29 protein-coding genes are annotated in these 26,593 nt (G+C 66.3%); 4 read left to right on the top strand and 25 right to left on the bottom strand.

Features of this window, described 5'->3' with window-relative positions; translation table 11 throughout:
- Window positions 1–50: 50 nt before the first annotated feature.
- The 24 genes from FKV25_RS07585 to FKV25_RS07695 form a co-directional block, all read right to left on the bottom strand.
- The gene (locus FKV25_RS07585) at window positions 51–959 is read right to left on the bottom strand and encodes a pesticin C-terminus-like muramidase (RefSeq protein ID WP_170218582.1); all 909 of its coding nucleotides are present in this window, start codon (window positions 957–959) and stop codon (window positions 51–53) included.
- 16 nt (window positions 960–975) lie between these two features.
- The gene (locus tag FKV25_RS07590; protein ID WP_141518188.1) at window positions 976–1,683 is read right to left on the bottom strand and encodes a hypothetical protein; all 708 of its coding nucleotides are present in this window, start codon (window positions 1,681–1,683) and stop codon (window positions 976–978) included.
- On the bottom strand, window positions 1,680–2,384 hold the full coding sequence (locus FKV25_RS07595; RefSeq protein ID WP_141518189.1) for a hypothetical protein: 705 nt from the start codon (window positions 2,382–2,384) through the stop codon (window positions 1,680–1,682). Before FKV25_RS07595 ends, FKV25_RS07590 begins: the two co-directional genes overlap by 4 nt.
- A gap of 8 nt (window positions 2,385–2,392) precedes the next feature.
- Window positions 2,393–3,187 carry a glycoside hydrolase family 19 protein gene (locus FKV25_RS07600; protein WP_141518190.1) on the bottom strand — a complete coding sequence of 265 codons (795 nt, stop codon included), beginning with the start codon at window positions 3,185–3,187 and terminating at the stop codon, window positions 2,393–2,395.
- A 188-nt stretch (window positions 3,188–3,375) separates the two neighbouring features.
- The gene (locus FKV25_RS07605) at window positions 3,376–3,945 is read right to left on the bottom strand and encodes a thioredoxin domain-containing protein (RefSeq protein ID WP_141518191.1); all 570 of its coding nucleotides are present in this window, start codon (window positions 3,943–3,945) and stop codon (window positions 3,376–3,378) included.
- A gap of 68 nt (window positions 3,946–4,013) precedes the next feature.
- On the bottom strand, window positions 4,014–5,000 hold the full coding sequence (locus tag FKV25_RS07610) for a TadE/TadG family type IV pilus assembly protein (protein WP_141518192.1): 987 nt from the start codon (window positions 4,998–5,000) through the stop codon (window positions 4,014–4,016).
- Window positions 5,001–5,023: 23 nt separating this feature from the next.
- Window positions 5,024–5,494 (bottom strand): tetratricopeptide repeat protein, encoded by a 471-nt coding sequence (locus FKV25_RS07615; protein ID WP_170218583.1) that lies wholly within the window; start codon window positions 5,492–5,494, stop codon window positions 5,024–5,026.
- Between the two features lie 89 nt (window positions 5,495–5,583).
- On the bottom strand, window positions 5,584–5,931 hold the full coding sequence (locus FKV25_RS07620) for a DUF192 domain-containing protein (protein ID WP_211345397.1): 348 nt from the start codon (window positions 5,929–5,931) through the stop codon (window positions 5,584–5,586).
- Window positions 5,928–6,815 carry a type II secretion system F family protein gene (locus tag FKV25_RS07625; protein ID WP_141518194.1) on the bottom strand — a complete coding sequence of 296 codons (888 nt, stop codon included), beginning with the start codon at window positions 6,813–6,815 and terminating at the stop codon, window positions 5,928–5,930. Before FKV25_RS07625 ends, FKV25_RS07620 begins: the two co-directional genes overlap by 4 nt.
- Window positions 6,812–7,660 carry a type II secretion system F family protein gene (locus FKV25_RS07630; protein ID WP_141518195.1) on the bottom strand — a complete coding sequence of 283 codons (849 nt, stop codon included), beginning with the start codon at window positions 7,658–7,660 and terminating at the stop codon, window positions 6,812–6,814. The genes FKV25_RS07625 and FKV25_RS07630 overlap by 4 nt, the downstream gene beginning before the upstream one ends.
- 3 nt (window positions 7,661–7,663) lie before the next feature.
- The gene (locus FKV25_RS07635; RefSeq protein WP_211345398.1) at window positions 7,664–9,388 is read right to left on the bottom strand and encodes a TadA family conjugal transfer-associated ATPase; all 1,725 of its coding nucleotides are present in this window, start codon (window positions 9,386–9,388) and stop codon (window positions 7,664–7,666) included.
- An 8-nt stretch (window positions 9,389–9,396) separates the two neighbouring features.
- Window positions 9,397–10,725 (bottom strand): type II and III secretion system protein family protein, encoded by a 1,329-nt coding sequence (locus FKV25_RS07640; RefSeq protein ID WP_170218584.1) that lies wholly within the window; start codon window positions 10,723–10,725, stop codon window positions 9,397–9,399.
- Between the two features lie 24 nt (window positions 10,726–10,749).
- Complete coding sequence (gene cpaB, locus FKV25_RS07645) at window positions 10,750–11,556, bottom strand: Flp pilus assembly protein CpaB (RefSeq protein WP_246072003.1); 807 nt, start codon at window positions 11,554–11,556, stop codon at window positions 10,750–10,752.
- A 39-nt stretch (window positions 11,557–11,595) separates the two neighbouring features.
- Entirely contained in the window at window positions 11,596–11,790 is a 195-nt protein-coding gene (locus FKV25_RS07650) for a hypothetical protein (RefSeq protein ID WP_246072005.1), read from the bottom strand.
- A 14-nt stretch (window positions 11,791–11,804) separates the two neighbouring features.
- On the bottom strand, window positions 11,805–12,473 hold the full coding sequence (locus FKV25_RS07655) for a hypothetical protein (protein WP_170218585.1): 669 nt from the start codon (window positions 12,471–12,473) through the stop codon (window positions 11,805–11,807).
- Between the two features lie 9 nt (window positions 12,474–12,482).
- Window positions 12,483–13,382 carry a TadE family protein gene (locus FKV25_RS07660; RefSeq protein ID WP_170218586.1) on the bottom strand — a complete coding sequence of 300 codons (900 nt, stop codon included), beginning with the start codon at window positions 13,380–13,382 and terminating at the stop codon, window positions 12,483–12,485.
- 33 nt (window positions 13,383–13,415) lie between these two features.
- Window positions 13,416–14,261, bottom strand: coding sequence for a hypothetical protein (locus tag FKV25_RS07665; protein ID WP_141518201.1), 846 nt, complete (start codon window positions 14,259–14,261; stop codon window positions 13,416–13,418).
- 7 nt (window positions 14,262–14,268) lie between these two features.
- Window positions 14,269–15,954 carry a pilus assembly protein TadG-related protein gene (locus FKV25_RS07670; protein ID WP_141518202.1) on the bottom strand — a complete coding sequence of 562 codons (1,686 nt, stop codon included), beginning with the start codon at window positions 15,952–15,954 and terminating at the stop codon, window positions 14,269–14,271.
- Window positions 15,955–16,169: 215 nt separating this feature from the next.
- Entirely contained in the window at window positions 16,170–16,445 is a 276-nt protein-coding gene (locus FKV25_RS07675; RefSeq protein ID WP_141518203.1) for a pilus assembly protein, read from the bottom strand.
- Window positions 16,446–16,957: 512 nt separating this feature from the next.
- On the bottom strand, window positions 16,958–17,863 hold the full coding sequence (locus FKV25_RS07680; RefSeq protein WP_141518204.1) for a hypothetical protein: 906 nt from the start codon (window positions 17,861–17,863) through the stop codon (window positions 16,958–16,960).
- Window positions 17,864–17,940: 77 nt separating this feature from the next.
- The gene (locus tag FKV25_RS07685; RefSeq protein WP_211345399.1) at window positions 17,941–19,002 is read right to left on the bottom strand and encodes an OmpA family protein; all 1,062 of its coding nucleotides are present in this window, start codon (window positions 19,000–19,002) and stop codon (window positions 17,941–17,943) included.
- 79 nt (window positions 19,003–19,081) lie between these two features.
- Window positions 19,082–19,456 (bottom strand): hypothetical protein, encoded by a 375-nt coding sequence (locus FKV25_RS16355; protein WP_211345400.1) that lies wholly within the window; start codon window positions 19,454–19,456, stop codon window positions 19,082–19,084.
- A 301-nt stretch (window positions 19,457–19,757) separates the two neighbouring features.
- Window positions 19,758–20,576 carry an ABC transporter permease gene (locus FKV25_RS07690; RefSeq protein ID WP_141518206.1) on the bottom strand — a complete coding sequence of 273 codons (819 nt, stop codon included), beginning with the start codon at window positions 20,574–20,576 and terminating at the stop codon, window positions 19,758–19,760.
- Window positions 20,577–20,623: 47 nt separating this feature from the next.
- Window positions 20,624–21,628 (bottom strand): ABC transporter ATP-binding protein, encoded by a 1,005-nt coding sequence (locus tag FKV25_RS07695; RefSeq protein WP_141518207.1) that lies wholly within the window; start codon window positions 21,626–21,628, stop codon window positions 20,624–20,626.
- Between the two features lie 186 nt (window positions 21,629–21,814).
- Between FKV25_RS07695 and FKV25_RS07700 the strand changes: the two genes are divergently transcribed.
- The 4 genes from FKV25_RS07700 (at window position 21,815) to FKV25_RS07715 (ending at window position 26,242) form a co-directional block, all read left to right on the top strand.
- Window positions 21,815–22,582 (top strand): ferredoxin--NADP reductase, encoded by a 768-nt coding sequence (locus FKV25_RS07700; protein ID WP_141518208.1) that lies wholly within the window; start codon window positions 21,815–21,817, stop codon window positions 22,580–22,582.
- 132 nt (window positions 22,583–22,714) lie between these two features.
- Entirely contained in the window at window positions 22,715–24,235 is a 1,521-nt protein-coding gene (locus tag FKV25_RS07705) for an alpha/beta hydrolase (RefSeq protein ID WP_141518209.1), read from the top strand.
- Window positions 24,236–24,293: 58 nt separating this feature from the next.
- Entirely contained in the window at window positions 24,294–25,040 is a 747-nt protein-coding gene (locus tag FKV25_RS07710) for an ABC transporter ATP-binding protein (protein ID WP_141518210.1), read from the top strand.
- A complete protein-coding gene (locus FKV25_RS07715; protein ID WP_141518211.1) occupies window positions 25,037–26,242 on the top strand; it encodes an ABC transporter permease in 1,206 nt (401 codons plus the stop codon). The genes FKV25_RS07710 and FKV25_RS07715 overlap by 4 nt, the downstream gene beginning before the upstream one ends.
- Window positions 26,243–26,354: 112 nt before the next feature.
- On the opposite strand, the gene FKV25_RS07720 is transcribed toward FKV25_RS07715, so the two are convergent.
- On the bottom strand, window positions 26,355–26,593 hold a 239-nt coding region (locus tag FKV25_RS07720), incomplete at its 5' end, for an energy transducer TonB (RefSeq protein WP_141518212.1).

Consider the following 26,593-nt stretch of genomic DNA (forward strand, 5'->3'; position numbering starts at 1 on the left):
GATCCGTTCCAGCGACCGGTACAGTCGATTGCCGCCCGCCGTCACCGTGCTCATTCGCCCGGACATGGATCGCCGGTATTGGGAATGCGGTGGTTGTCGATCGCATCCTGCAGCAGCTCGCCTTCGCGGCGTCGGCGCGAGGTATAGGGGTCCGGATTGCTGTCGAGCCACTCGGCCAGCTGCATCCACTCTCCCCGGTACACGTGTCCCCAGAAAGTCCGGCGGATGTTGCCGGCGGTATCGGACAGGCCGTACTGGTACGCGAAATCCATGATCACAGTCTGGGCTTCGGACGGCAACTGCCTGAAGTTCATTCCCAGTTCGTTCTCGGCGTCGAACTGATCCGCGATCTGGTTGAGGAAATGGAACTTGAAGGCTTCGGCGAGCAGTTCCGCCTCGGCCTGGGTCACCGACAAGGGCGCCGCCGCCAGTGCGTTCGCGGCATCCTGCCGCCTGAGGCCGAAGTACGGGTCGAGCCTGTCCATCAGTGCATCGACGTCGACGTTGCCGCCATTTCCATGTTCGGCGATGTAGTCATCGAGGATGCCGCGGGTACCGGTGGCGCTTTGTTGCCCCAGGTCGATGCCCGTGCTGATGGTGACGCCGCTTTGCCCGAGTATTTCGCCATTCCGGCGCGGGATGTAGCCATCCAGCACCAGCGCACCCTCGCTCTCTTCCAGGAAGTCCTCGTCCAGCCGCCAGGCTTCCGTACAGGCATCCCCTTCGGGAGCCTCATCGTCGAAGCGGCACCCCTGGGCCTCCGCCCAGGCGTCCTTGGCTTCCTGGTTGATGAAGCACATGCCCGGATCCGGGCAGGGCGGTAGCGAGCTGTCCTGGCCCCGGGTGTCGGGCGCCCATCCCAGCAAGGCGGCCATCGCGAGCATGAAGCCCACTGCCGCCGATGCCCGGCCACGGCTTGCGGAATCCGGACGCGGCTTGTCGGAGCGTAGCGCGATCATGGGGCCCATCCTCCTTCTAAGGCGTTTCGTTCCATGCTTCGTATACCCGGGCTGGCGGTGCGGCCTGCGCCAGCACGCTTTCAAGGAAGCGGTCCCCGGAGCCCATTGCCTGCAGGACCCGGCCGTCGCGCGTACGCACGATGACCATCGGCGTGAAGCCTCCCCACTGCTTCCATGCCGCCTTCAGGGCCGCGTGTCCGTCGACAAGCCGCTTCGCGGCCGGGGGAGGCGCGTAGCCACCGTGGTTCTTGCCGAAGTCGTAGTCGCGGTAGTTGGCTGCCAGGGCGGCCGACGGGTCGGGTGCCGACAGCAGCGCGGCTGCCATCGCCTCGCTGTCGGGTTTGAAGTACGCCGTCGGGACCCAGCGCACCGCCAGGTCCGGGTGGCGTGCCCGCAGCGTCCGGTCGAGGCGCGCGCAGTACGGGCAGTTGGCATCACATACGACCTGCACGCTGGCCTTCATCCCCTGGGCACCGCTCCAGCGAATGCCGGGTGCCGCCTGCAATGTCTCCCAGGCCGCCTCGGGCAATTCGCGATAGGACCGGACCTGGGCCTGGGCAAGCAGGACGGGCGCCAGCAGCAGGAACGCCAGAAGATGCGCGATGCGGCGGCAGGCGCCCTTCGATGCGCGACCGCAGTGCGCGGGCGACTCGTTCCCCGCTTCGTCGGAAAGCCCGGGATTGTCCGCCGGATGGAACGGTGCGCGTGCGCGTATCCAGCTCATGGCGCCTCCTGGGTGAAGCCCAGTGCCTGCAGGCGTGCCCGGAACGCACGTGCTTCCCGGTAGGGGTACGCCACCTGCTCGCCCTCGCGAACACCGTCGAAGCCGAACGACAGCGCGGGATCGTCGAGCTGGACCCGCTGCAATGCACCTGCGTCGCCTGGCATCTTGAAGACATGGGGTTCGTACATCGTCCCCGCCGTGCCGAGGGCGTTCTCCACGCTCCATGAAACAAGCACGACCAGCTCTTGGCCAGGCTCCGCGTCGGCGTTCGCCATGAAGGTCGCCGCGACAACCGGGTGCGCGCCGCCCTGGGAGCCGATGGGCGGAGAATGCGCTCGCCCCTGCCCCGAAGCCAGGCAGACGGTGAGTTGGAGTTCGCCGTCCTGTCCAGGCGCGTAGGCAAGTCGCAGCGTCGCCTCGCTACCGGCCGCCGCCATGGCTTGAGGGCGGGAGAGATACGGGGCTCCGTTGCCTCCCTCCACCGCGAACATTTCAATGGACGAGTCGGAAAAATCCGGACCCAGGGCAGGCAATGGCACGAGCTTCGGGCTGCCTTCGTCCGTCGCGCAAGGTCCCACCGCCGGCGACGCGTCGACGGCCGCGGTAGACGCTGCTGCCGGTTCCGGCGAAGGCAGCGATTCGGAGCATGCAACGATCGGGAGCAGTGCCCCGATGCATGCCAGGTGGAGGGTCTTCTTCATTCTGTTCATCAGGTTTCGCAATCCACGTCAGCGAAAACGTCATCCCGCCAGATGGCGTCGAAGTGGTCCCGCCGGTCGCCATAACTGCTGGTATGCCGGTTGATCACGCGGGTGATCGCGTCGACGTGGGCACCGTCGGTACCGGCGTCGGCGGCGAGGTGCAGGTTGTTCTGCGTCCAGTAATGAGCGGCCGACGCGAGCGCGTACTCCGGCTCGCCGAGGAGGTCGGGGTTCTCCATGAAATCGATGCTGTCGTCCCCCGAGGATGCTTCGTACGCATCCTGCAGCGACTGGTAGTTGTCCCGGCCCGTGGTCTGCAGCAGCCCCCCGCCGCGGAACGCCCAGCCGTCGCCACTGGCGATGTCGCCATTGCCGATCCGGTCGGCGTAGGCGCGGTTCGCGATCGCCTCCTGGTCCGCTGCCTGGGTGACGTTTCCGTTGGCGTCCTGCAGCCTGCCGTAGCGGTCCGCCTCGTCCGGGTTCCTGGCGAAGTAACTGAACGTCGCCTTCAGCGCCGCCGCCGTGTAGTTCATGTTCTCGCGCAGGCGCAGCCGGGGCCCGGTCTCCTCGCGGACCTGTGCGAAGAAGTGCGAGAGGCGCTCCGGCGTATCGAGGTTGTACTCGACCAGGTTGCCATCCAGCTGGTCCGCGAACGCCTGCAGGAGATCGGCGTCGGCATTGGGCCATACCTCTGCAAGCATCCCGGCGGTCACGGTGCAGGCGTCGTTGTCCCCGGGCTCGGCGAACATGCAGCCGCGTTCGGCTGCCCATGCATCCTTCGCGGCCTGGTCCAGGAAACACATGCCCGGGTCCGGGCACGCCGGCGCGTCCTGTCCACGGGCGCCCGGACCGAGTATTCCGAGCCCGAGCACCACCAACACGGGAAGCGGCCTGATCCAGCCAGCCGGTTTCGGATGTCGCAGGCGGAACAGGGGACGACCCCTCCTCGAACGTGCCGGTTGTTTCACGTCAAACTCCTTTTCGACTTCGACTACCACGCTTCGTACGCCTGCCTGGCGGGAGCCGCCCTGTCCAGCACGGGATCCAGGAATGCGGGCGTGGAACCGCTTGCCTGCAGGATGGTGCCGTCGGTGGTGCGCACCATCACCATCGGCGTGAACCGCCCCCATTCCTTCCAACGCCTCTTGAGCGCGGCATGCGAGGCGTCCAGCGACACCGCGCGGCCGGAGCCTGCGCTGAATCCGCCGCGACGCTGCGCGGCGTCGTAGGACCTGTAGTTCTGGTCGAGGCTGGCAACCGGATCGCGGGACGACAGGATGGCGGCGGCCACCCGGTCGCTGTCGGGCTTGAAGTAGGCGATGGGAACCCAGCGCACCCGCAGCCCGGGGCGCAGCTCGCCCAGCCTGGCATACACGCGCGCACAGTAGGGGCAATGGACGTCGCAGATGATCTGGACAGTGGGCTCGAGGCCTGCGCGTCCACCGAACACGACGCCCCGGGTTGCCCTGGCCATCTCCCAGGCGGAGGGCGACAGAGTCCTGGGTGCAAGGATGTCGTCCACGGCGCCCGGTGCCGCGGACAGCGGCAGGCACGCGGTCACCAGCAGGCATCCGGCGATGCGCGCCCACCTCCGGCACCATCGCCTGACATTCGCGTCCAGGGGGGACACTATGCGCACACCGGCGGCTCCCATGGGTCGGGATCCACGGGCGGATCCGGATCGCCGGGATCACCACCCCCCGGGGGATCGCCGCCGCCAGGTGGATTTCCTCCACCAGGGGGCTCACCGCCGCCCGGGGGATCTCCGCCACCTGGAGGGTCGCCACCGCCGGGAGGATTGCCACCGCCCGGGGGGGTGCCGCCGCCCGGCGGAGTGCCCGTACCGGGTGAACCGCCACCGCCGCCGTCGGCAAGCAGGTTGGCATCGAAGATCGGCGACTGCATGCGCACGATCGCGGTCGACTCCAGCGGGATCCGGAAGTGTTTCCCCATCACCCATTCCCCGTGCATCGGGTCGGGACCCGACTCCAGGGGGCTCTTCATGTCCACCGTGCCGTTGTCGAAGATGCCGTCGCGCTTCACGTAGTCGGACTCGCCGCGCAATACGCGATCGACGAAGGGCACGATCAACGGGAAGTCATAGCGCACCTTGATCTTGAGGATGTTCGCGTCCTGGATGTTGACGCCGCTCGCGCCAACCTCGTCCGCTCTGAAGGCGAGGTTGTCATTGGGAAGCGCCTCGCGTCCGTCGTACTGCTTCTCCTTGAATTCCTCCCAGGCTTGTCGGGTCGGGCTGATGACCTCGATCTGCGCGCTGCGTCCGTACCCGCCCACGCCGTCAAGGTCGAGTTTTGCCGCTCCATAGGCCCGCGCCAGCCCGACGACGTCGCTTGACGTCGCATAGAGCGGCGTCAGGCCCCGTGCCAGCCCGTCGCGCATGGCGTCCATGCGCGCGCCGTTGACCGCCCCGGCGCGGGCGGCTTCCAGCGCGGCATAGTCGAGCGTGGTCTTGGCGCGATAAATGAGTACCAGCTGGAAAACCAGCAGGACGAGGAACAGGAACACCGGGACGACCACGAGGAATTCGGGCAGCGATTGCCCGAGCTGCGCGCTCGGCGTTCTACTGGTGCGTCGGTTGGCGATCGTACGGTCCATGTCTTGCGCTCCCGTGTGCTTGCTCAGCGTCCGGCTCCACTCCCCGTGGCGGCTTTCGCACCCGCTGGCTCGACCCGGCGTCGCTCGACCTGCCTGGCTTCGCCTGCGTCCGCGCCCGCCTGCGGGCCTGGGGCCGGGGCGATGAGCGAGAACACGGCGGTGGACAGCTTCAGGCTCTCGTCGAAGACGCGATCGCCGGAGTCGGAGTTCTGTACGCCCGCCGCGAACGAGACCTGGGCCTGGTGCAGGCGGACGAGTCCGAGGTTGTGCCACGCCTTGCCGTTGCCGGGATCCAGTTTCAGGCATTGCTGGTAGGCGATGGCAGCGTCGTCCTGGCGGCCCGTCCTGACCAGCGCATTGCCCAGCCGGTACCAGTAGAGGGCCTCGCCGGGGATCTGTTCGACAAGGTCGCGGTACAGACGCGAGGCCTCCTCGCTGCGTCCGTTGGCATACGCGGCCTCGGCGTGGCGCTCGAGTTCGACGATGTCGCCCATGGGCGGGGTCGCGGACCGCGCTTCATTGCCCGCGCAGCCAGCGACGGCCAGGCATGTGGGCAGGAGCATGCAAAAGACGACAAAGCGCTTCATTTCCATTCCAGTACGTCTCCCGGACGGATCGAGAGCCGCTGGACGGCCCCCGCGTGGAACTCGATCACGCTGCGGGCGCCACGTTGCATGCAGGCACGCCATGGGCGGATGCCTTCATGCACTCGGACCACGGTGCCGGCCTTGTCCACGAACACCACGTCGAGGGCGTAGCCCATGCCGAACGTGTGGATGCTCGCGCAAGGTTCGATGAGCATCGCCTCGCTGCCGTCGCTGGCGAGGGGCGCACGGAACAGCAAGCCACGAAAGCGGGCCCACCAGGACAGGGCCGCGCGACCGTGGGGCACCAGGCACGTCCCGTCGCGATAGAAGCGTATCGGCTTCACAGCAGGCCGTCCTCGACCATCTTCAGGTAGATGAAATAGGCCAGCACGATGAAGATCAACGGGAAGAAGAACATGATCAGCGGCGCCATCATCTTCACTGGCGCTTCCAGGGCCAGCTTCTCCGCACGCAGGAAACGTTCCTCGCGGCGCTGCATCGACTGGGCGCGAAGGGTTTCACCGAGGCTGGCGCCGACCCGGTCGGCCTGGATCAGGGCGCTGGTGAAGCTCGAGATCTGGGCGATGTCCATGCGATCCGCCAGGCGCTTGAGTGCCTCCGAACGCGGGAGACCGGCCCGCAGGTCGCGCAACATCCGCGAGAACTCCTGCGACAGCGGCCCGGGCGGTCCTTTCATCACCGCCTGCTCGATCGCGCCGGTGATGTTGAGGCCGGCCTCGACCGACATCGTGATGAAATCCAGGAATATCGGCAGGTCGCGGATCACGTGCTTCTGCCGGGTCTTGCGCCTTTCTCCCAGCCAGAGGCTCGGATAGAGCCACCCGAGCGGCAGCCCGAACACGAGACAGAATGCAAAGGTGGCGGGGTTGAGCTGCTTGAGCAGCATCACCACGAGCAGGAAGAAGCCCACCATCACGCCGGCCGCCACGACGCGCAGGCCCGCCAGTTCCTCCGGCGTGACAAGGTAGTCCTGCCCGGCCGCCTGGAGGTTGCGGTGCGCCTTCTCCAGGTCGCTCGACTTCATCCGCGGACCGATGACGAAGGTCGCCGCGGTCACGAGCGGCCAGATCATCTTCAGCCCGAACGGTAGCGGATCCTGATAGTCGCGCTCGTCCTGCGGCACTTGGTTCAGCAGGCCACGCGTGCCGACGATGACCATGACCATCGCTGCAACGATGCACAATGCAAGGAGTGATAGTTGGATCATATGTCGATCGTCATGATCTTGACGCAGAATTTGTAGCCGATGTACTCGAGGATCACGCAGATCGCGATCACGCCGTAGCCCAGCCAGGTGTTGAACATCGGCGCCATCGTCGTGGGATAGGCGGACGCCAGGTATGCCGTGATCGCGACGGGAAGCATTGCCATCACGATGCCCTGCAGCTTGCCCTGGGCGGTCAAGGCCTTGACCTTGTTCTCCATGATCAGCCGCCGGCGCAGAGTTTCGGAGAGCGTCTTGAGGCTTTCGGCCAGGTTGCCACCCACCTCGCGGGAAATCGCCACCGCCGACACGAACAGCTTCACGTCGAGGACGGGGACACGCTCGGCGAAATGGTCCAGCGCCTCCTCGGTCTTGACCCCGAGGTGCTGCTCGCGCAAGACCAGCGCCAGTTCCTGCGCAAGCGGTGGATAGCCGTCCTTGACCAGGCTCTCCATCGCCGGGGAGAAGCCCAGGCCCGCCTTCATCGTCCCTGAAAGCATCATCAGGGCGTCGGGCAACTGCTCCTGGATCTTGTTGATGCGACGCTGCTTGAGCCAGCGATAGACCTTCTTGGGCATCACCGCCAGCACCACGGCGGCGACAAGCGCCACCAGTGGATTCCCGGTGACTGCCCATAGCAGCAGCGGCACCACCACCAGCACGACGATGTTCGTGATGTACAGCTGGCGGGCGTCGATGAACAGGAACATGTCCGCGAGGTTGACCCGCGCCTGCTCCATGAAGGCCTCGTGGTAGCGCGCCATGAAGGTGTCGCCCGCCCGGATGGCGTAGACCCCCGCCAACGCGACCGCCGCGAACGCCGTGAATGCAATCAGCCAGACTTCCATGGCCTAGTACTCCTCCGCCGGCTTGCGGAATATCGACAGGTCGATCTTCACGCCGCGATCGGCCAGCTCTTCCATGAACTCGGGTATGGCCCCGGTGGCTTCGAACGTGCCTTCCACCTTGCCGTCCGCACCATGATGGGTACGCACCTTGTAATGGAAGATGTCCTGCAGCTGGATCGTGCCGCTCTCGATGCCCGTGACCTCGGTGATGTGGGTGACCTTGCGGGAACCGCACGGGAAGCGTCGCTGGTGCACGATCATGTCGACGGCCGACGCGATCTGCTCGCGTACCACCGCCATCGGCAGTTCCATGCCGGCCATCAGCACCATCACCTCGATGCGCGATATCGCGTCTCGCGGCGAGTTCGCGTGCGCCGTGGTCAGGGATCCCTCGTGGCCCGTGTTCATCGCCTGCAGCATGTCCAGGGTCTCGCCGCCACGACACTCGCCGACGACGATGCGATCGGGTCGCATGCGCAGCGCGTTCTTGACGAGGTCACGGATGGTCACCTGGCCCTTGCCTTCCAGGTTGGGGGGGCGTGCCTCCAGTGCGACGAGATTGGGCTGGACGAGCTTGAGCTCGGCCGCGTCCTCGATGGTGACGATGCGATCCCGTGCGGGGATGAAGTTGGAGAGGATGTTGAGCAAAGTGGTCTTGCCCGATCCGGTGCCTCCGGTGACGACGATGTTCTTGCGTTCGCTGACGGCGGTTTCGAGGAACGCGAGCATGCCTTCGTTGATCGATCCGTAACCGAGCAGGTCGCGGCCGACGAGCTTCTTCTTGGCGAACTTGCGGATGCTGATGCTCGGGCCACGCAGGGCGATCGGCGGGATGATCGCATTGACGCGCGAGCCATCCTTGAGGCGCGCATCCACCATCGGCGAGCTTTCGTCGATGCGCCGGCCGAGTGGCGCGACGATGCGCTCGATCGCCGACAGCACGGCCCGGTCGTTGGTGAAGTGGACCGCCGACTTTTCGATCCGCCCGCTCCGCTCGATGTAGATCTGGTCGTGCGCGTTGACCATGATCTCGGTGACGGTGTTGTCGTCGATCAGGTCCTCGAGTGGACCCAGGCCGATGGCTTCGTCCAGGACCTGCTTGGCCAGCATCCTGCGATTGATGATCTTCGGGAGGTCGGCGTACTCCTTGTCCATGACCGCTTCGATCAGTTCGATCGTCTTCTCGCGCAGCGCGGCGTCCGTGAGGCTGCGGACGTCCACCCGCCGCAGGTCCATCTGCTTGACCAGTGAGGCATGCACGCGCTCGCGCCAGACGACGATGTCGGGTGGCGCGTCGGCCGTGGTGGCGATCTCGGTTGAATCGCTTGCAGGCGGGGTCGCGACGGCCGCCCCGACCGCCGGCGCGGGGGCCGGGTCGGTCGCCGGGCCATCGTGGGGCACCTGGATGGAGCCCGGAGCGGCTACGCGACTCCCCGAGTCGGAGAATATCCGCAGGCGATAGTCGCCGATCTCCACGATGTCGGTGCTGCTGATGGGCCCGAGCTTCTCCTTGATGGCATTGCCGTTCACCCGGACCTGTGCCCGCCCCCCGGTCGATTCGATGAACATGCCCTCGTCCTGCGCACGGATGAGCGCGTGATGCTTGGCGATGCTCCAGCCCTGCAGGATCACCAGGTTCTCCTCGCTGCGCCCGATGCCGCACTCGTTGTGCAGGCAACGGATCTTCCTGGGCTCGCTTCTGGGGGCTTCTACGACGACGTTGAACATGGGCCTACTCAGTCAAAGATGTCCGTGCCAATGGTTTCCTTGAAGTCCTCGAGCATGCGCTCGCTCTTCTGGATGCCATCGATGTTGGCCGCGTCGTCGGGCCGGACGATCCGCGGAGTGACGAACACGACCAGGTCGGTACGACCGGCACGGAAGTTGTCCGAGCGGAACAGGCGCCCCAGGATCGGAATGTTGGACAGGCCGGGAATGCCGCCGAAGCCCTTCGAACCGGCGATGTCCACCAGTCCCGAGATCACGATGGTTTCGCCCGAGCGTACGTTGAGTTCGGTACCTGTCCTGCGTGTCAGGAACCCGGGGATACCCTGCACCGCAACCGCCGGATCGATCTTGCTGACCTCTGTCATGATCACGGTGGAGATCTCGTTGTTTTCGTTGACGAACGGCTCGATATCGAGCTTGATGCCGTACTCCTTGAACTCGACGTTCGTGGCACCGAAGCTGCTGGTCAGCGGAATCGGCACTTCGCCGCCGGCGAGGAAGTTGGCGCTGCCGCCGCTGCGTGCGCTCAACTGGGGCGAGGCCAGTTCGTAGGCGTTTCCGGTCTGCGTCAGGAGGTTGATCTTCGACGTGATCGAGGTGGCGATCCCGAAGTACGTCTCCATGGGATTGATCCGTGCCGGGAGATCGAAGTCCTCGAACGGGCTTCCGTCGGGCAGGATCCGGAAGAACGAGCTTGAGAAGTCCTTGATCGCTCCGCCGGCCGGACCATCGATGCTGTCCTGCCAGTCGATGCCGAGATCACGCATGGCGTCGCGCTTGAACTCCATGATCCTGACGTCCATCAGCACCATCGGCTGCATCTCGACGAGGTCTGGCGTGCTCAGGTTGACGACGTTTGGATAGAGCTTGGCGATCGCCGCGACGCGTTCGGATTCCAGCGCGGTCAACTCGCCCGTGACGACGACGCTGTTGTCCACGTCCTGCACGCGCGCCTTCGATCCGGACTCGAGTGCAAGCAGTTCCCGCACGATCGTCGATGTACTTCCCGTGTCGACGGGGCTCACGCTGACATCGATCGAGCGCTGCCCGCCATCCTCGTACCAGAGGTGCAGGGACGTAGTGCCCGCCTTTCCGGCGCCGGCGATGACGACAAGCTGGCGCTTCTCGATCGTCGTGACCTCGACCAGGTCGCCATTGCCGACCGCGACGCGTGCAAGCGGGCGACTGCTCGAGAACACCTTGACCTGGCCTCCATAGAGGTCGAGCTGGCCCGGCAATGTCGTGGACTGCGCCCGCACGACGCCAACTGGCGCGACGGCGCCGGTGAAGGCGATGGCAAGCAACGCCAGTACTCCGATGATCAAATCCCTGCGCATTGATGATGTGTCCATTTCCGAATGTTAGTTACCGCCGATGATGTACTCGACGTCGTCGCCACCACCGCCACCGAACAGACTCATCAACGTTTTCTCGGAAATGCCCGACAATCCGAATGGAGTGTTGTCTTCATGGTTGCGCAAGAGCACGCGTACTTCGCCGGCCTTCTGGCCCACGGTGAGGAGTTCGGCCTGGTCCGGGTCCAGCTCCAGCGTGACGCTTGAGAAAGCGGTGCTGTCGGCACCATCGGGGAGGTCGCCGATGCGCGTGCCAGTGGCGAGCACGGTGATGTTCTCCAGCAGGGGCGCGACGCGCTCTCCCTGCTTCACCTTCGGACCGTCGCCCGCGTTGGCATCGGCATCGTAGGTCAGGAGGATGTCGACGCGGTCGCCGGGCGCGATCATGCCGGAGATGGAGTTGTTCTCGTTTACCGAAAGCGTGTAACCCACCTTGCCGGGAACGATGACGTGCGAGAACTTGTCGTACATCGGGACCAGGGCACTCGCGCTCAGGGGTGTGCCCTGCTTGATCGGCGAGCGCACCATCCGGTCTATGAAGCCGGCGTAGTTGTCGGTCGTGACGGCGTCGGCGGGCACGAAATCCACCGGCACGGTACGCGTGACCATGTCGGATTCGGCGATGGTGTCACCGATCTCGAGATTCCGGCGCGACACCACGACCTCCGTCTCCGCCACCTTGACCCTCGCCGCCGCCGTCGCTTCGGCGACGCGCTCCTGGATATAGCTGACGCTCAGTAGGGCGGCGATCAAACCCAGTACGATCGCACCGCCCAGGAACAGGACGTTCTTGTTGAGTTTAGGTAATGCCACGAGCTCCCCTTTGAATCGATCTCGTCGAGAAAACTGCAGTCACGGAGATGGAAATGTCATGGACAGCGCGTGACTGAAGGCGCCGTACAGATCCTTGATTGCCTGCATCAACTGCGCGATGACGTTCTCATCGGCAATGAGGACCACCACGATGAGCAGCGCGATGATGCTGTATTCGATGATCGCGCTTCCCCGTTGCTTGCTGGCCGTTGCAGGCGCCGCCCCTCGTCTCATCGTCCGCCCCCTTTTCATTCGATGGTCACCACCGTCGACGTGAGCATTTTCTCGTCGCGAGAGATCGCGAGCGCCATCTTCGCCCCGCCGCTGCGCTCGAACCGCGCGACGCACTGGGTCGAGCTTGGCCTGCATCCGGCGGATTCCACTGCCTTCCAGCCCTCTGCGCGCATCCGGCGCAGGTAGTGCTGCTGGTTGACGTATGGCGACAATTCGTTTTCCAGCACCAGCGTCCTGGTTTGGTTGGGGGTATCCAGATAGACGATGTCGCTGACCACGTCCGTGCCGGCCGGCCGGTAGAAGCCCTCGCCCAGGGTGGGCGTCTGTCCCGGGTCGGGCATCTTCATGATGCCGACGGTACCGCGGGTGCCACCGCCAACGGCCTCGAGTTCGACCGTGACGTAATGTCGCCCCTCGGCATGGCCGATGATGGTCTTGGATCCGACCTCGTCCACCACGTGCTGCCCGGGCCACTGTCCCGCATAGAATGCGACGATGTCCTCAAGACCCTTGCTCGACACGAAGCGACTGGACTTCATGTCCAGGCCGTTGTACTTCAGGTGCTCGCTGACCACCTCGCCCTTGCTTTGCTCGGGCAACCGCACGGTTGGCCACGCCGACGCGTGGCCGGCGCAAAGCAGCGTGCAGGCAGACAGCGCCGCCATGGCCCGGATACCCGCCATGCGAGCCATCTACTCCTGGTACTCCTGCAGGCGATCGTGCGGCACGATGTCCGGCTGCATGTAGCCTGGGCGGATTCGGAAGGGGACGCCGATGAGCGGCACCTTCTCCATGAACTCGACCTTCTCCAGTACGTCGGAGACGCCACTTATCCAGGACGACGGCACAAAGGTCCCCACCTGGTCCTTGACCCGCCGGTTGTTCCGTGTGGCCGAGCCGGCATCAATCAGGCCGCTGCCGGACGCGCCCCAGGTATCGGCCAGCAATGCATGCTGGCCCTGCATCGACAGGTTGATGGCGTCGAAAGGCGCCAGGAAGCTTGCTTCCGATCCATCCTTGAGCTTCAGGTTCTCGGGGTTGACCACCATGTGGGCGGTGACCAAGCCATCGCTGTTGGGTGGAAACTCGTTCGGCAGGGCTTCCATCAGGCCGCCGACACTTTCCATTGCCTGGGACAGCGCACCGCCGCTCTCGTTGTCGAAGGCTTCCAGCATGATGCCGTCGCGCTTGAGCAGGGGCTGGTCCGAGAACGTGTTCATCATGATCGCGGGGACGCTGGCATCCTGTTGCGCCTGTTCGGGTTCCGAGCGGATCTGCGCATCGGCGGTCCCGAAATGGCGATCGATCAACAGGTCCCGGCGACGACTCCTCCACTGATCGTTCGCCAGCGAGGACTCCCAGTGGTGTGCGTGCACGGCGGTGGCCTCCCAGGCGGCGGCGCGCGTTGCCTGTTGCGTGACCTGGCGCATGTGGGCGTACTTCGCCAGCATCGGAATTAATAGGAACAGCGGCACGAGTACCACTGCGAGGATCGCCATCTCGGTAAGCGCCTGGCCGCGCTGCAGCCGTGGAGTCGACGCGAGCGGCAAGTGCCGCGCGTGGGGTCGGGCTCCAGGATGGTCTTCGTTCATCGCTCTTTCCATGGGCGGGCGCTCCTTCGGTCTTCACTCGGGCCGCATGGCCGCGGTGTCGATGGGTCCGTTGACCACGAACTGCTCGGTGCTCAGGCGCGAGCCCGCCTGGCCGGGCGCAGGCGCGGCCTCGAGTACGAGGTTGTAACGGTCCAGGCCCAGGCTGGACTCGAACTGGCCGGCATGTGCGGCATCGAATCCCCACTGGGCGCCGCCGGACCAATGGCAGACCACGGCACCGTCCGCCGAGCGCCATTCCAGGCAAGGCTGCCCCTGGACCACCCGCTCACGGGGACCGGACCACCCGGCGACCGATTCGGCGTCGGTCGCCTCGAGAGGCATGACTTCGATCTCGTCCGGGTTGGCGGGCTGCACGTCCTTGCTTCCGCTCTCGAGATCCAGCACCAGCGACTGCGTGGCATCGAAGAACTCGTGGTAGCCCGAGCGACTTGGCTGGAACAGGCAGTGCTCCTGGCGGGCACTGTCTCCGCTGGTATACCCCCATTCCTCGACACGATAGGCGGCCTGGCCACTCGTACGCCAAAGCTGCCACCGCTCGGTTCCGATCCTGGCGGCGTCTTCCTCGGCGAGTGGACGCGTCGGCAATCCGGCTTCCTGGCAGCTTGCCAGGGCCTGGCGATAGCCTTCCAGAGCTGCGTTGCCTCCGTCCGCTTCAAGCACCGTCACCGTACGGTCGACATAAAGGGAGGGCATTTCGCGGCCTGCTCCGGACGTGTCCATGATCGCGGCATCCGCGCCGGTGCCGCCGGCATCCGGTGCGCAGGCGACGAGGGCGATCCCCGCCATCGCGGCAACGGCGAGAGCCAGGACACCCGCTTCCCGATCCTGATACCCGTTCGATTGCATGCTCTTGCTCATTGCTTCCTCATCCGCCGGAAATCAGGGCATCAAGCCCCGCGGCCAGGTAGTCGTCTCTTGGGGTCTCGACCAGGCGCGCCTGCCAGTAGGGGCTGAACACGCTGCCCATTTCCAGCTCATCGACATGTTGGGGATCGCCACCCCACTGCTGGGGGACCATCCTCCGGAACCAGCCGGCCGTGGTGCTGCCCGGATCGAAGGGGCGCTGGAAGTATGTTTGCGCCGACGCAATCGCGGTGATCTTTTCGCCCCTCATTGCGTTGTCGAGTTCGAGCTGGCCGCCGTCGGGCCCACCGATGCCATCGATGTCCTCGCTCGTGCGCACAGACTGGCGATCGGCTTCCACCAGGACGGTGAAGGTCGGGCCCGGACTGTCGCCCACCGGCGACTTCGCAACGTCCTCCTTGATGTCCTGGTAGTCGCGCAGCCCCTGGTATCCGCCGAAGTACGCGTCCCGCTTCCGGTTGAATCGTCCGGAGGGTCGCATCGGAGTAAAGAAGAGCACGCTGGCGGGAGCGTTCACGGACGGATAGCGATCAATCAAGCCACGTCGCCCACCGAAGGTGTCTCCTGCGCCGTTGTACTGCCTGTAGGTACGCTCGCCGGGATGATAGTCCGAGTACCAGCCCTTGCCCCGACGGCCCTGTCCGCCGGCGCAGATGCCACCGTTGCGGTTGTTCGGGCATCCGCCCTTGAAGAATCCCGGTTGGCGACTATTGCTCTGCAAGGCCTGGGCACCACCAAAGCCCAACGGGACGTCGAAGTCGATGTCGAAGAACCCCAGGTCGATTTCAGCGGTGAAGTCCAGACCGTCGGCGGCGGCCCATCGGTTGTACTGGACCATATCGGTGCCGCCAGCCTCGTTGAAGCCTATTTTCACGACGGAGAAGTTGATGCCCAGGAAGTCATTGCGGTCCGCGCTGAAACGGTCACGGGATGCCATGACCACGTTGCGATAGCGGTCCATGCCCTTGTTGGGGCTCCGGTTGCGGTGCTCATCGAGCAGCGTGCTGCGCGGGCCCGCGGACGCTTCCACCAGCTGTTTCACGAGCAAGGCCTGTCCAACCGGGGCGATACGGGCGCTCGGATCGTTCTTCTCGACGACTTGCCGAGCGACCAGGAAGCCGTTGGCGCCGCCCCCGAAACGCAGCATGGCGTCGGCCGCAGCAGCGAGCACCCCATTCAATTCATCCAGGATCTGGATGAAGCCGTTCGCGGCCGGGCGATAGCCATTGCGCGCGAGCGCCGTGGCCCTTTCGATTCCCCTGTAGACCTGCGCCATGGGCCTGGCGACGATGTTGATGTAGGGGATGACGCTCAGGTAGGTCATCAGGTTGTAGCCGATGACCGCATGCGAGTGGAACATGTTCAGCCATGACCACATGCTGACCAACTGCGCCACCGCAACCTCGTTGGCGATGCGCCCGCGATTCATGTACGCGGCGAAATTCAGGGCGCGGGCCTGCTGCACGGCGACGCTGTACGCCGCGGCGTCAGCCGTGTGGGTCAGGCTGACCTTCTTGTTGACCGCCTGGCCGGTGTTGAACATGAGGATCGCGCCCAGGCAAAGGACTCCGACCAGGACGAGGAACAGCACCATGGCCTGGCCACGCAGTCGCCGCGCCTGGGGCGCCGTCGCGCCGAAGGCCCGAAACCTGGCGCGGCGGATTGCATCACGCCTGTTGATCTCCATTTCACGCCCTCCCTCGCATTTCCATCGAACACCCGTGGCGCCACGAAACTCCTGTCCGACAGCACGGCATCGCCGGACCCTCCGGGACAGGAGGTGACTGGACGTTGTCGGATTCGAATCGGACGAGGGAATTCCGGGAGCACCGTGCCCGTGGTCAGACCGACCACGAACCCGGCGTCCCGATCATGCGGCGCTTGACTGGAACAGCGTCCCGGTTACTGGCTGACGGTGTTCTCGTACGAGCCCATGTTCTTCTCGGTCTGGGCGTCGCCCGACGCCACATCGGCCGCGGCCTGCGCCGAGGAGATTTCTTCGGTTGCCTTCTGGCCCGAGAGCTCGGAGGCCATGCCGGCCATCTGGTTGCGCACCGTGCCGCCGAAGAAGCTGACGACGGTGATCGAGGCGATGGCGATGAGGGCCACGATGATGATGTACTCGGTCATGCCCTGACCGGTCTGACGCTTGCCGAACTTGCGCTGCTTGAGTTCCATGAGAGACCTCTCCTTCTCAAAAATTGATTCCCTGCTCCGAGACGTCCAGGTGCAGGGCCTGGTCGGATGTCCGCGGTTTTATCCGGCCCCGCCGGACATTTCACGACACTGAATGTCATGATGTGACGCCGGAGGGCAGTCGCACCTTACCCATAGCGCATGACGAGATCAAGACTTCGCCGTATGGCTCCACGCGCAAAGCGTCGTTCGACTATTTTTTTGTGATGCACGCCGCACTTTCTTTTCCAGTCGCGCTTCTTCATGGCGCTTGGCGCGTTGACAAGCGCCCTTCACCCTTCGAGTGCTCCATGCGCCCTGAAGCGCCGTGCGGCGGCAGTACGGTCCCGCTGGACGAGAAGCCGCTGGGCAAGCGGGGCCACGGCATCCGCGAGGCCTTCGCCGATCAAACCATTGCGATCGGCAGGGTGCCTGTTTCCAGCGTGCCACTGCGGGGCCATGCAGGAAGGCGCACCCACTCGGTTGAAGGCATTGCGGATACTCCGCGTTCCGGGCTAGAGGGGGGCGACTTGTTCGTCGACGCTCTCCGGCAAGCCGGGGTCCCGGGCGGTAGTGATGGGGTCCGTCGAGCCTGACCCGGCTGCGCCTGCTTCGACGACGATGAGCCCGGCACCGGCACTGTCGGTGCACGCATGCACCCAGACGAGCTTGTCTTCAGTACGAACCAGGTAGGTCTGCACGGGGTTGTTGTACACATCACCCCATCCACTCACGAGGCCAACACGGACGTCACGTGGAATGTGCTCCAGCACTTCCGGGGGAATCGGGGAGTCCGTGACCAGGATGCCGCCGGCTTGCTCGATCAGATGCGCGACATGCCGTTCGAACTCAAACGGTGAAAATGTATTGCCCTGCGTTTCCTGCACGGTCGCCATGTAGGCCTTGCCCTCTACTTGCTCCAGGCGATCCCCGGTCCAGAAGGGCACCTGCGTCACGTTCAATGTCTGTGCATCGATGGCTTCGTAACCGTTGGGCAGGACGATGAACGGGAATGCGCCCAGGTCCTGGCTCGACACCGGCACGGAGTCGACCTCGAAGGCCGCATCGTCGGCGGCAAGGTCGCCTTCGTCCGCGTCGGCTGCCGCCCCGGGTGACCCGGTCGGGGGCGACGCACCGGCATCGGGAGACGCAGCGACGACGCCTGCATCGCCGGACCGCGAATCGGCGGGCTGCCCAACGGGGCCACAGGCCACCAGGGTGGTTGCCAGCAACGCGAGGACCAGGCTGCGCCGCGCGACAGGCAGCGGGTTACGAACTTCCATGGGGGATTCATCCTTGTTCTTGTTGGCGGGGGAACGATCGGCAAGCCGGTCGCAACCGGCCATGCGTGTGCGCGGATGCAGCGAGGGCACGGCCATGCAAGCGGCGAGCGCCCACTCGAGTGACGATCGGGGGATCATGGGCACCCTCGCGCGGAAGATTGCCCCAAGGGGGCAAGCGAGAGGCCACGATTGCTGCCGAATGCGCTTGCATGCACTCAACCGCGCTTGACCAGCTCCACGCGGCGATTTTGTGCGCGGCCCGTTTCGGTCGAATTGTCGGCCACCGGTTGCGACTGGCCGAAGCCGCGGGCCTGAAGGCGCGCGGCGTCGATGCCGCCGGCGACCAGGGCATCCACCAGCGACCGAGCGCGTGCTTCCGACAGGGACTGGTTGTGCGCGGCACCGCCCGTGTCGTCGGTATGGCCATTGATGGAAAGTTCGAGCGATGCGTCTTCTTCGAGCAGGCGCAGCACCTGTTCGACCTGGGGCGTCGACTCCGGCAGGATGTCGGCCTTGTCGGTCGCGAAGTTCACGGTCACCGCCACGCGACCGGCCGCGTCGAGCTGGCGCTTCAGCTCATCCGCCGGCAGGAGCCGGGACGTCGCGACGAACGCCTCTTCCTCCAGGACGACAAGGCCGGCGAAACGCTGGCTCTTGCAGGTGCGCACCCAGATGTTCGCGGCCTCCCTGCGGATGACGAACGTCTGCACGGGATCATCGTCCCAGCACCTCGCCTCCGTGTGGTACTGCCGCATTAGCGTCTCGATCGCCTCGTCCTGGCGGGACGCCCTGGGGATCTCGCCCGAGGCGACCTCGACACCGCCCGCCGCCTCGATGACGTGCTGGAGGTTGCGGGCGACTTCCGGCGCGGAGAACTGCTTGCCGCTGTCGCGGTCGGCCCGGATGCCGGTCGCGTAGACCTTGCCCTCCACCCGCTCGAAGCGGTCGCCCACCCAGAATGCGGCTTCGCCGAAATTCAGGCGCTTCGTGTGAAGGGGGTCGGCACGATAACCCTCGGGCACCGAGAAGTACGGGAATTCGCCCAGCGGCACTCGCGACACGGGCAGGCGTGCGATGTCGAACCCCGTGGGGCCGGCCTCATCGCTCGCGTCGGCGTCGGGCGCGACGGGGGTCGGCGGCTCGGCGGGGGTGGCGTCGGCGGGAGCCGGGCCAGCGGACGGTGCAGTGGCATCCTGCTGGCCGCAGGCGACGATGGAGAGTGCGAGGACGGCCGCGCCAAGGCCATGCACGAAGGGGAACGAATGCGGACGGGTCATTTCGATTCGGCTCACTGGATCTGGACGAAGATGGCGTCCGGCGACTTCGCCGGACTCCGCTTGCACGCGTCGGCGCACGTCAGCCCTGGGACGCACCCAGCGCCTGGGCCGCGTCCTTCCACTGCTGCTTGACGTCCTGGCAGGTCTGCTGGCGCTGGGCGGGCGAGAGCGTCTTCCAATTGGCCGCGGCCTCGGCCTCACCGGCATCGAAGCCGCGATCGAAGGAGGACGGATCCATGCCGAACCGGCCGTGGTTCTCCTTCTGCCACCGCTTGGTCCGTGCGAGCTCCGCGTCGGTGGCCTCGCCGCACTCGCGCGCCATGACATGCAAGGTGCCGGACATGCGTGCCATCTGCTCGCCGACGTCGGGCATCTGCTGGGCGTGGACCAGGCCGCTTCCGGCTACGACCAGGAACGCGACGGGCAGGATGGAAGGAAGACTGCGGTTGGACATGGGAGGAGCTCCGTTCGGGGGGACGAAGCATGCCGGCGATCAACGGCCGCCATCCCGCGATGTGCCTCTACCGTCGGGCGGTGATCGGCGCGGGGAACGGACCCGGAGGCGTGGAGGAGCGCGGTATGTCGTGATCCTTCACCGGGGCGGAATCCGTCATGGAAGCCGTTTTCGTGCATGCGCGTGGCGCCCGCGGGGGACGCGCCAACGGAAGATAGCAGACGCGGCCGCGCATGGCATGACCGCGGTCACGTGCCCGACAATCGCACCGCGGGTACCGCTGCGCCGCGGCGGGAAGGACTCAGCTGCGCAGGCCCACGCCCTTCTTCAAGAGGGTCAGGCCGATCAGCGCCAGCACCACGACGAAGCCGATCATCAGGGCGAAGGCGATCCACAGCGGTACGTCGCTCACGCCCAGCAGGCCGTATCGGAAGGCGTTGACCATGTAGAAGATCGGGTTGGCGTGGGTCATCGTCTCGGCCCAGCCTGGCAGCAGCTTGACCGAGTAGAACACGCCGCCCAGGTAGGTCAGCGGGGTGAGGATGAAGGTCGGCACGATCGCCACGTCGTCGAACTTCTTGGCGTAGACGGCGTTGATGAAGCCGGCCAGGGCGAAGATGGTGGCCCCCAGGACGACGGTGCTGAGCGTCACCAGCGGGTGCGGCACGCGCACGGTGGTGAACAGCATGGCGATGCACAGCACGATCGCACCGACGGCCAGGCCGCGCGCGACGGCGCCGGCGACGTACCCGGCGAGAATCACCCAGTTGGGCATCGGGCTCACCAGCAGTTCCTCGACATGGCGGCCGAACTTGGCGCCGAAGAAGCTCGAGGAGATGTTGCCGTAGCTGTTCTGGATGATGCTCATCATCACCAGCCCGGGCACGATGAAATCCATGTAGGTGATGCCGTCCATGGTCCCGATGCGCGAGCCGATGAGGCCGCCGAAGATCAGGAAATAGAGCGTCATCGTGATCGCCGGCGGCACCAGGGTCTGGCCCCAGATGCGCACGATGCGGGCGATCTCCCGACGGACGATGGTGCCGAGTGCGACGAGGTTGCGGCGCGCGGGCGTGGTGGCTTCGAAACCGGTGACGGGATCGGTGCTGGACGGGGTCATCGCGGGTTCCTGCGTATCGGGCGTGCGTGTGTCTTGGGACCTGGACGTCATGCCGCCGGTTCCGGCGCCACCTGGGTGGTGCTGCCTGCGGCGCTGTCGGCGTTGTCGCCGGTCATGCGCACGAACAGTTCTTCAAGACGGTTGGACTTGGTGCGCATCGAACGCACCCGGATGCCGGCCTCGCCCAACACGGCGAACACGCGGTTGAGATCCATCGAACGCGGCATCTCGACGTCGAGCGTGTGGTCGTCGGCAGCGGTGATGTGCATGCCTTCGATGGCCGGCAGCACCTCCGGCAGGCGCCCGTCGATGTCGAACAGGAAGCCCTCGACATCGAGCCGGGCCAGCAGCGCCTTCATCGGACCGGAGGCGACGATGCTGCCGCGGTCGATGATCGCCAGGTTCCGGCACAGGCTCTCGGCTTCCTCCAGGTAATGCGTGGTGAGGATGATCGTCGTGCCCGCGGCGTTGATCTCGCGCAGGGTATGCCACATGCCGCGGCGGATCTCGATGTCGACGCCCGCGGTGGGCTCGTCGAGGATCAGCAGTCGCGGGCGCGTCATCATGGCGCGGGCGATCATCAGCCGGCGCTTCATGCCGCCCGACAGGGTGCGGCTCATCATCCGCGCCTTGTCCCAGAGCTGGGCGCGGCGCAGCTCCTGTTCGGCGCGCACCAGCGCTTCCTCGCGCGGAATGCCGTAGAAGCCCGCGTAGTTGACCAGGATGTCGAGCGGCTTCTCGAACATGTTGAAGTTCAGCTCCTGCGGCACCAGGCCGATCAGGCGCATCGCGGTGCTGCGGTCGCGCGCCAGGTCGGTGCCGAAGATGCGCACCTCGCCCTCGCTGAGGTTGACCAGCGAGCTGACGATGCCGATCAGGGTGCTCTTGCCGGCGCCGTTGGGGCCCAGCAGGGCGAAGAAGTCGCCTTGGGCGACGTCCAGCGAGACCCCCTTCAGGGCCTGGACCCGATTGTCGTAGGTCTTGCGCAGGTCGCGCACCGACAGGGCCGGTGGGGCCGGGGCGGCGGAAGAGACGACGGGCTGTTGGATCATTGCGTGGACCTTGGCGGGGGAGCGGCGCCCGGGCTGGCCGGGCGCAAGCCGTTATTATAGGCGTCCCGCCATCCCCGGCCCGGGCCACTGTGTTCCACCCGGGACACCGCCCCGGCGCGCGAGGGCCGGATTCACGCCGCCCGGACGCGCGGCGCTCCACCCTTCGACGACAGGATCCTCCGCAACGTGGCCATCCAGCACTTCCCGCTCAAGCTCGTTTCACGCCGCATGCTGGCCCCGGCCGTGGGCCACTACACCTTCGTGCGCGACGATGGCGAGCCGCTGGACTTCATCCCCGGCCAGTTCATCCAGGTGCACTTCAGCTACGCCGACGGCACCGCGACCAAGCGCAGCTATTCGCTGGCCACCATCCACGACCACGAGATGGGGCCGGGCGAGGCGGTGGAGATCGCCGTGTCCTACGTGCCCGGCGGCGCCGCGACCGCACTGTTCGAGGGCTTGGACGTCGGCGGCAGCGTCGATGCCAGCGGTCCCTTCGGCCGCTTCTGCCTGATGCCCGGCGACGCCAATGCGCGCTACCTGCTGATCGCCACCGGCACCGGCGTGACGCCCTACCGGTCGATGCTGCCGCAGCTGGAGGCGGCGATCCGCGAGCGCGGCGTGCGCGTGGTCCTGCTGCTGGGCGCGCGCAACCCCGACGAGCTGCTCTACGGCGACGAGTTCCGTGCGTTCGCCGAGCGGCACCCGGCGCATTTCCGCTTCATTCCCTGCTTTTCCCGTGAACTGCCCGACGCGGACAGCCCGCATGCGCATGCGGACGTGCGCGAGGGCTACGTGCAGCAGTTCCTCGCCGAGGTCTCGCCCGACGCGGGCCAGGACATCGCCTACCTGTGCGGCAACCCGAACATGGTCGACGCCTGTTTCGAGGCGTTGAAGGACACCGGGTTCGAGGTCCGGCAGATCCGACGCGAGAAGTACGTCAGCAGCAAGTAGCGCCGACGTCGCGCGCCCCTGGCCCGAAACTCGCCCGGGTCGGACCGGCCCGGCAATGCCATCGGTCACGTTCTGCGCGTGGCTTCCGTCTGTCATGCTGTTGGCGATTGGCCAAGGACAGATGGGGACACCATGCGCAGCACCCGATTGATACCCGCCGCCCTCGCGGCGGCCTGGCTGGCGACCGCCTGCCAACCGACACCGCCGGCTGGCGTCGAAACCGATACCAGCGTCGAACGCGTCGGCGCCATCGACTTCGCGCCCTGCGTGCTCGGCGGCGAGCACGGGCAGCCCACCGTGGAAGCGCAATGCGGCCAGTTCGAGGTGGCGGAGAACCCCGCCGCACCCGAGGGCCGCCGCATCCGCCTCAACATCGCCCGCCTGCCGGCCGAGGGAAAGAGCGGCGGCACCGCCGATCCGGTCTTCTTCCTCGCCGGCGGTCCGGGCCAGGCGGCCACGGACGTCGCGTCCGTCGTCGACAACGCGCTCGAGGAAGTCCGCAAGCAGCGCGACATCGTGCTGGTGGACCAGCGCGGTACCGGCGGCTCGAACCCGCTCGATTGCCGCGGCGAGGACGGCAAGCCACTGGAGATCGATCCGGCCGACAGCGTCGACCCGCAAGCGGCCGAGGCTTACTTCGCGCAGTGCCTGCGCTCACTGGAAGGACGCGCCGACACGCGCTTCTACACCACCGCCCATGCGATCGCCGACCTCGATGCGGTCCGCCAGGCGATGGAGATCGAACAGGTCAACCTGGTCGGCGGTTCCTATGGCACCCGCGTCGCCCAGCAGTACGCCATGCACTACCCGGCGCATACCCGCAGCGTGGTGCTCGACGGCGTCGCGCCAAACCGCCTGGTGGTCGGCGGCGAGTTCGCACGCATGCTCGACCGTGCGCTGCGCCTGCAGGACGCGCAATGCGCGGCATTGCCGGCCTGCGAATCCCGCTTCGGCCATGATCTGGTCGCGCGGATCCGCTCGCTCCAGGCGCGGCTGGACGAGGCCCCGGTCGAACTCGAGTATCGCCACCCCACCACGTTCGAGACGCGGCAGGGCACGCTCACCGGCGATACCGTGGTCGGCCTGGTGCACGGCGTGTCCTATGTCCCCCAGTTGACGGCACTGCTGCCGCTGGTGGTCGACGAAGCCGACGACGGCCGCTACGAGCCGCTGATGTCGATCGCGCAGCTGTGGTCGGGCCAGATGGAAGGGATGATGAACCTGGGCATGCAGCGCTCGGTGGTCTGCGCCGAGGACGCGCCCCGTTACACGCCCGACCCCGCGGACGCGGACACGCTGATGGGTGCCGAGCAGGGCCGCCAGTTCTTCAGCGGTTGCGATGCCTGGCCCGTCGGCGAGGTCGCGGCCGATTTCACCCAACCCTACTCCGGCGACCTGCCCACCCTGCTGCTGTCGGGTGAACTCGATCCGGTCACGCCGCCCGAGTACGCGGACGAGGTCGCCAAGGGCCTTGCCAACGCGCGGCACTTCGCCCTCAAGGGCCAGGGACACGGCGTGATGGGCGTGGGCTGCATGCCGCGGCTGATCGCGCAGTTCATCGAGTCCACCGATCCGGGCGCGCTGGATGCCAGCTGCCTGGACAGTCTCGACTACGTCCCGCCCTTCACGTCCTACAACGGTTGGGAGCCCTGAGCGCCGCGCCTTCCATGAGGCGCGCGCCGGGCTTCCTCCCATATCCCAGGGGAATTCCATGATCATCGCAAACGACCTGCACAAGGCGTTCAAGACCCGGACCGGCACGGTCAAGGCGGTCGACGGCGTCAGTTTCCAGGCCCATGACGGCCAGATCACCGGCCTGCTCGGCCCCAATGGCGCGGGCAAGACCACCAGCCTGCGCATGCTCTATACCCTGATGCAGCCCGACACGGGCAGCATCCACGTCGACGGCATCGACGCCTCCAGGGACCCGACCGCGGTACGCCGGGCGCTGGGCGTGCTCCCGGACGCGCGCGGCGTCTACAAGCGCCTGACCGCGAGGGAGAACATCGCCTACTTCGGCCAGCTGCACGGCCTGTCGGGCGCGGACGTGGCCGCGCGCACCGCGGTGTTGTCCAGGGCACTGGACATGGACGACATCCTCGATCGCCAGACCGATGGCTTCAGCCAGGGCCAGCGTACCAAGACCGCGATCGCACGGGCCCTGGTGCACGACCCGAAGAACGTGATCCTCGACGAGCCCACCAACGGCCTGGACGTGATGACCACCCGCGCGATGCGCGAGTTCCTGTTCCAGCTGCGCGCCGAAGGCCGCTGCGTGATCTTCTCCAGCCACATCATGCAGGAGGTGGCCGCCTTGTGTGACCGCATCGTGATCATCGCCAAGGGCCGCGTGGTCGCCGCCGGCACCGCCGACGAACTGCGCGAGCGCTTCGCCGAGTCCAACCTCGAGGATGCCTTCGTCAAGGCCATCGGTTCCGAGGAGGGCCTGCACGCATGAACGCATCCAGCCAACGTTCCACCGGCTTCTTCGCCACCCTGGTGGCGGTGATGCGCAAGGAGCTGCTCGACATCTCGCGCGATCGCCGCACCCTGGCGATGACCCTGCTGCTCGCCCCGCTGCTCTATCCACTGATGATCCTCGGCATGAACCACCTCGCCGAGCAGCGCGCCCGCACCCAGCTCGAGGGCATCCTCGAACTGCCGGTCAGCGGCATCGAACGCGCACCCAACCTCGTCAAGTTCCTCGCCACCCAGAGCATCAAGGCGGTGCCCGCGGAAGGCGACGTCAATGCCGCGGTGGTGCGCCAGGACGAGGACGTGGCGCTGGCGATCGGCGAGGATTACGCCGAGGAGTGGTCCAACGGCCGCTCGGCGTCGATCGACATCATCCAGGACAGCACGCGGCGCAATGCCGAGATCCCCGTCGCGCGCGTGCGCGCGGCGTTGGAGGGCTACCGTCGCCAGGTGGGGACGCTGCGCCTGATGGTGCGCGGCATCGACCCGGCGGTGGTGCAACCGATCGCCATCGGCAACCGCGACATGGCCAGCGCGCAGGCCAAGCAGAGTCGCATGCTCGCCGTGCTGCTGCCCTACCTGCTGATCCTCAGCGCGTTCCTCGGCGGCGCCTACCTGATCATCGATGCCACCGCCGGCGAGCGCGAGCGGCAGTCGCTGGAGCCGCTCCTGGCCACGCCCTCGCCGCGCAGCGCGATCGTCAGTGGCAAGATCGCCGCCGCCTGTGCGCTCGGCCTGCTGACCCTGTTGCTCACCCTGCTCTCGTTCAAGGGCAGCGCGGTGATCGCGCCAGGTGTGGCGAAGATGGTGGACGTCAGCTTCATCGCGATCGCCAAGATGCTCTTCATCCTGTTGCCGATGCTGTTGATCGGCACGTCGCTGCTGACCTACCTGGCCGCGTCGGCCAAGAGCATGAAGGAAGCGCAGAGCCATACCGTCTGGCTGATGCTGTTGCCGATGGTGCCGACCTTCGTGCTGATGGTGAACCCGATCAAGTCGCAGCTCTGGCAGTACGTGGTGCCGTTCCTGGCGCAGAACCAGTTGCTGCTGAAGGTGATCCGCGGCGAGTGGATCGGACCCGATGTCTGGGCTGTGTACCTCACCGCGGGCCTGGGCCTGGCCGCGATCCTCTGGATCGCCGCCGTGCGGCGCTACCAGCAGGAGCGGCTGGCGATCTCGGGCTGACGCCCGACCTTCACGGGGCACCTGCCCCGGCCACGAAAAAGCCCGGCTGACGCCGGGCTTTTTCTTTTCCGCTTGCCGGACGGTCCGCGCGCGGACCGTCCTTGCCCCTGCGTCAGCCGCCCGGGTTGAAGCCGATGGTGCGGCGGGTCGTCACCGGGTTGGCGATCGGCTGGAAGCGCCATTCGCGCACGGCGGCGACGGCCTCGCGATCGAACACGCGGGCCGGTTCCGAGCGCACCACGCGGGCGCTGGTCACCGAGCCATCGGTGCCGACGGTGAACTCCACCTGCACCTCGCCGCTGGTGCGCGAACGCATCGCCGCGGCGGGGAAACGGGGTGCCGGCGTCGAGA

The organism is Marilutibacter aestuarii (assembly GCF_006546775.1).
In the GTDB taxonomy this organism is placed as follows: domain Bacteria; phylum Pseudomonadota; class Gammaproteobacteria; order Xanthomonadales; family Xanthomonadaceae; genus Marilutibacter; species Marilutibacter aestuarii.

Bases quoted from the DNA above. Each gene is read 5' to 3' on its own strand.
- FKV25_RS07585 (WP_170218582.1), bottom strand. From the start codon at position 959: ATGATCGCGCTACGCTCCGACAAGCCGCGTCCGGATTCCGCAAGCCGT.
- FKV25_RS07590 (WP_141518188.1), bottom strand. From the start codon at position 1,683: ATGAGCTGGATACGCGCACGCGCACCGTTCCATCCGGCGGACAATCCC.
- FKV25_RS07595 (WP_141518189.1), bottom strand. From the start codon at position 2,384: ATGAAGAAGACCCTCCACCTGGCATGCATCGGGGCACTGCTCCCGATC.
- FKV25_RS07600 (WP_141518190.1), bottom strand. From the start codon at position 3,187: ATGTGTTTCCTGGACCAGGCCGCGAAGGATGCATGGGCAGCCGAACGC.
- FKV25_RS07610 (WP_141518192.1), bottom strand. From the start codon at position 5,000: ATGGACCGTACGATCGCCAACCGACGCACCAGTAGAACGCCGAGCGCG.
- FKV25_RS07615 (WP_170218583.1), bottom strand. From the start codon at position 5,494: ATGGGCGACATCGTCGAACTCGAGCGCCACGCCGAGGCCGCGTATGCC.
- FKV25_RS07625 (WP_141518194.1), bottom strand. From the start codon at position 6,815: ATGATCCAACTATCACTCCTTGCATTGTGCATCGTTGCAGCGATGGTC.
- FKV25_RS07630 (WP_141518195.1), bottom strand. From the start codon at position 7,660: ATGGAAGTCTGGCTGATTGCATTCACGGCGTTCGCGGCGGTCGCGTTG.
- FKV25_RS07635 (WP_211345398.1), bottom strand. From the start codon at position 9,388: ATGTTCAACGTCGTCGTAGAAGCCCCCAGAAGCGAGCCCAGGAAGATC.
- FKV25_RS07640 (WP_170218584.1), bottom strand. From the start codon at position 10,725: ATGCGCAGGGATTTGATCATCGGAGTACTGGCGTTGCTTGCCATCGCC.
- FKV25_RS07650 (WP_246072005.1), bottom strand. From the start codon at position 11,790: ATGAGACGAGGGGCGGCGCCTGCAACGGCCAGCAAGCAACGGGGAAGC.
- FKV25_RS07655 (WP_170218585.1), bottom strand. From the start codon at position 12,473: ATGGCGGGTATCCGGGCCATGGCGGCGCTGTCTGCCTGCACGCTGCTT.
- FKV25_RS07660 (WP_170218586.1), bottom strand. From the start codon at position 13,382: ATGAACGAAGACCATCCTGGAGCCCGACCCCACGCGCGGCACTTGCCG.
- FKV25_RS07665 (WP_141518201.1), bottom strand. From the start codon at position 14,261: ATGAGCAAGAGCATGCAATCGAACGGGTATCAGGATCGGGAAGCGGGT.
- FKV25_RS07670 (WP_141518202.1), bottom strand. From the start codon at position 15,954: ATGGAGATCAACAGGCGTGATGCAATCCGCCGCGCCAGGTTTCGGGCC.
- FKV25_RS07675 (WP_141518203.1), bottom strand. From the start codon at position 16,445: ATGGAACTCAAGCAGCGCAAGTTCGGCAAGCGTCAGACCGGTCAGGGC.
- FKV25_RS07680 (WP_141518204.1), bottom strand. From the start codon at position 17,863: ATGATCCCCCGATCGTCACTCGAGTGGGCGCTCGCCGCTTGCATGGCC.
- FKV25_RS07685 (WP_211345399.1), bottom strand. From the start codon at position 19,002: ATGACCCGTCCGCATTCGTTCCCCTTCGTGCATGGCCTTGGCGCGGCC.
- FKV25_RS16355 (WP_211345400.1), bottom strand. From the start codon at position 19,456: ATGTCCAACCGCAGTCTTCCTTCCATCCTGCCCGTCGCGTTCCTGGTC.
- FKV25_RS07690 (WP_141518206.1), bottom strand. From the start codon at position 20,576: ATGACCCCGTCCAGCACCGATCCCGTCACCGGTTTCGAAGCCACCACG.
- FKV25_RS07695 (WP_141518207.1), bottom strand. From the start codon at position 21,628: ATGATCCAACAGCCCGTCGTCTCTTCCGCCGCCCCGGCCCCACCGGCC.
- FKV25_RS07705 (WP_141518209.1), top strand. From the start codon at position 22,715: ATGCGCAGCACCCGATTGATACCCGCCGCCCTCGCGGCGGCCTGGCTG.
- FKV25_RS07710 (WP_141518210.1), top strand. From the start codon at position 24,294: ATGATCATCGCAAACGACCTGCACAAGGCGTTCAAGACCCGGACCGGC.
- FKV25_RS07715 (WP_141518211.1), top strand. From the start codon at position 25,037: ATGAACGCATCCAGCCAACGTTCCACCGGCTTCTTCGCCACCCTGGTG.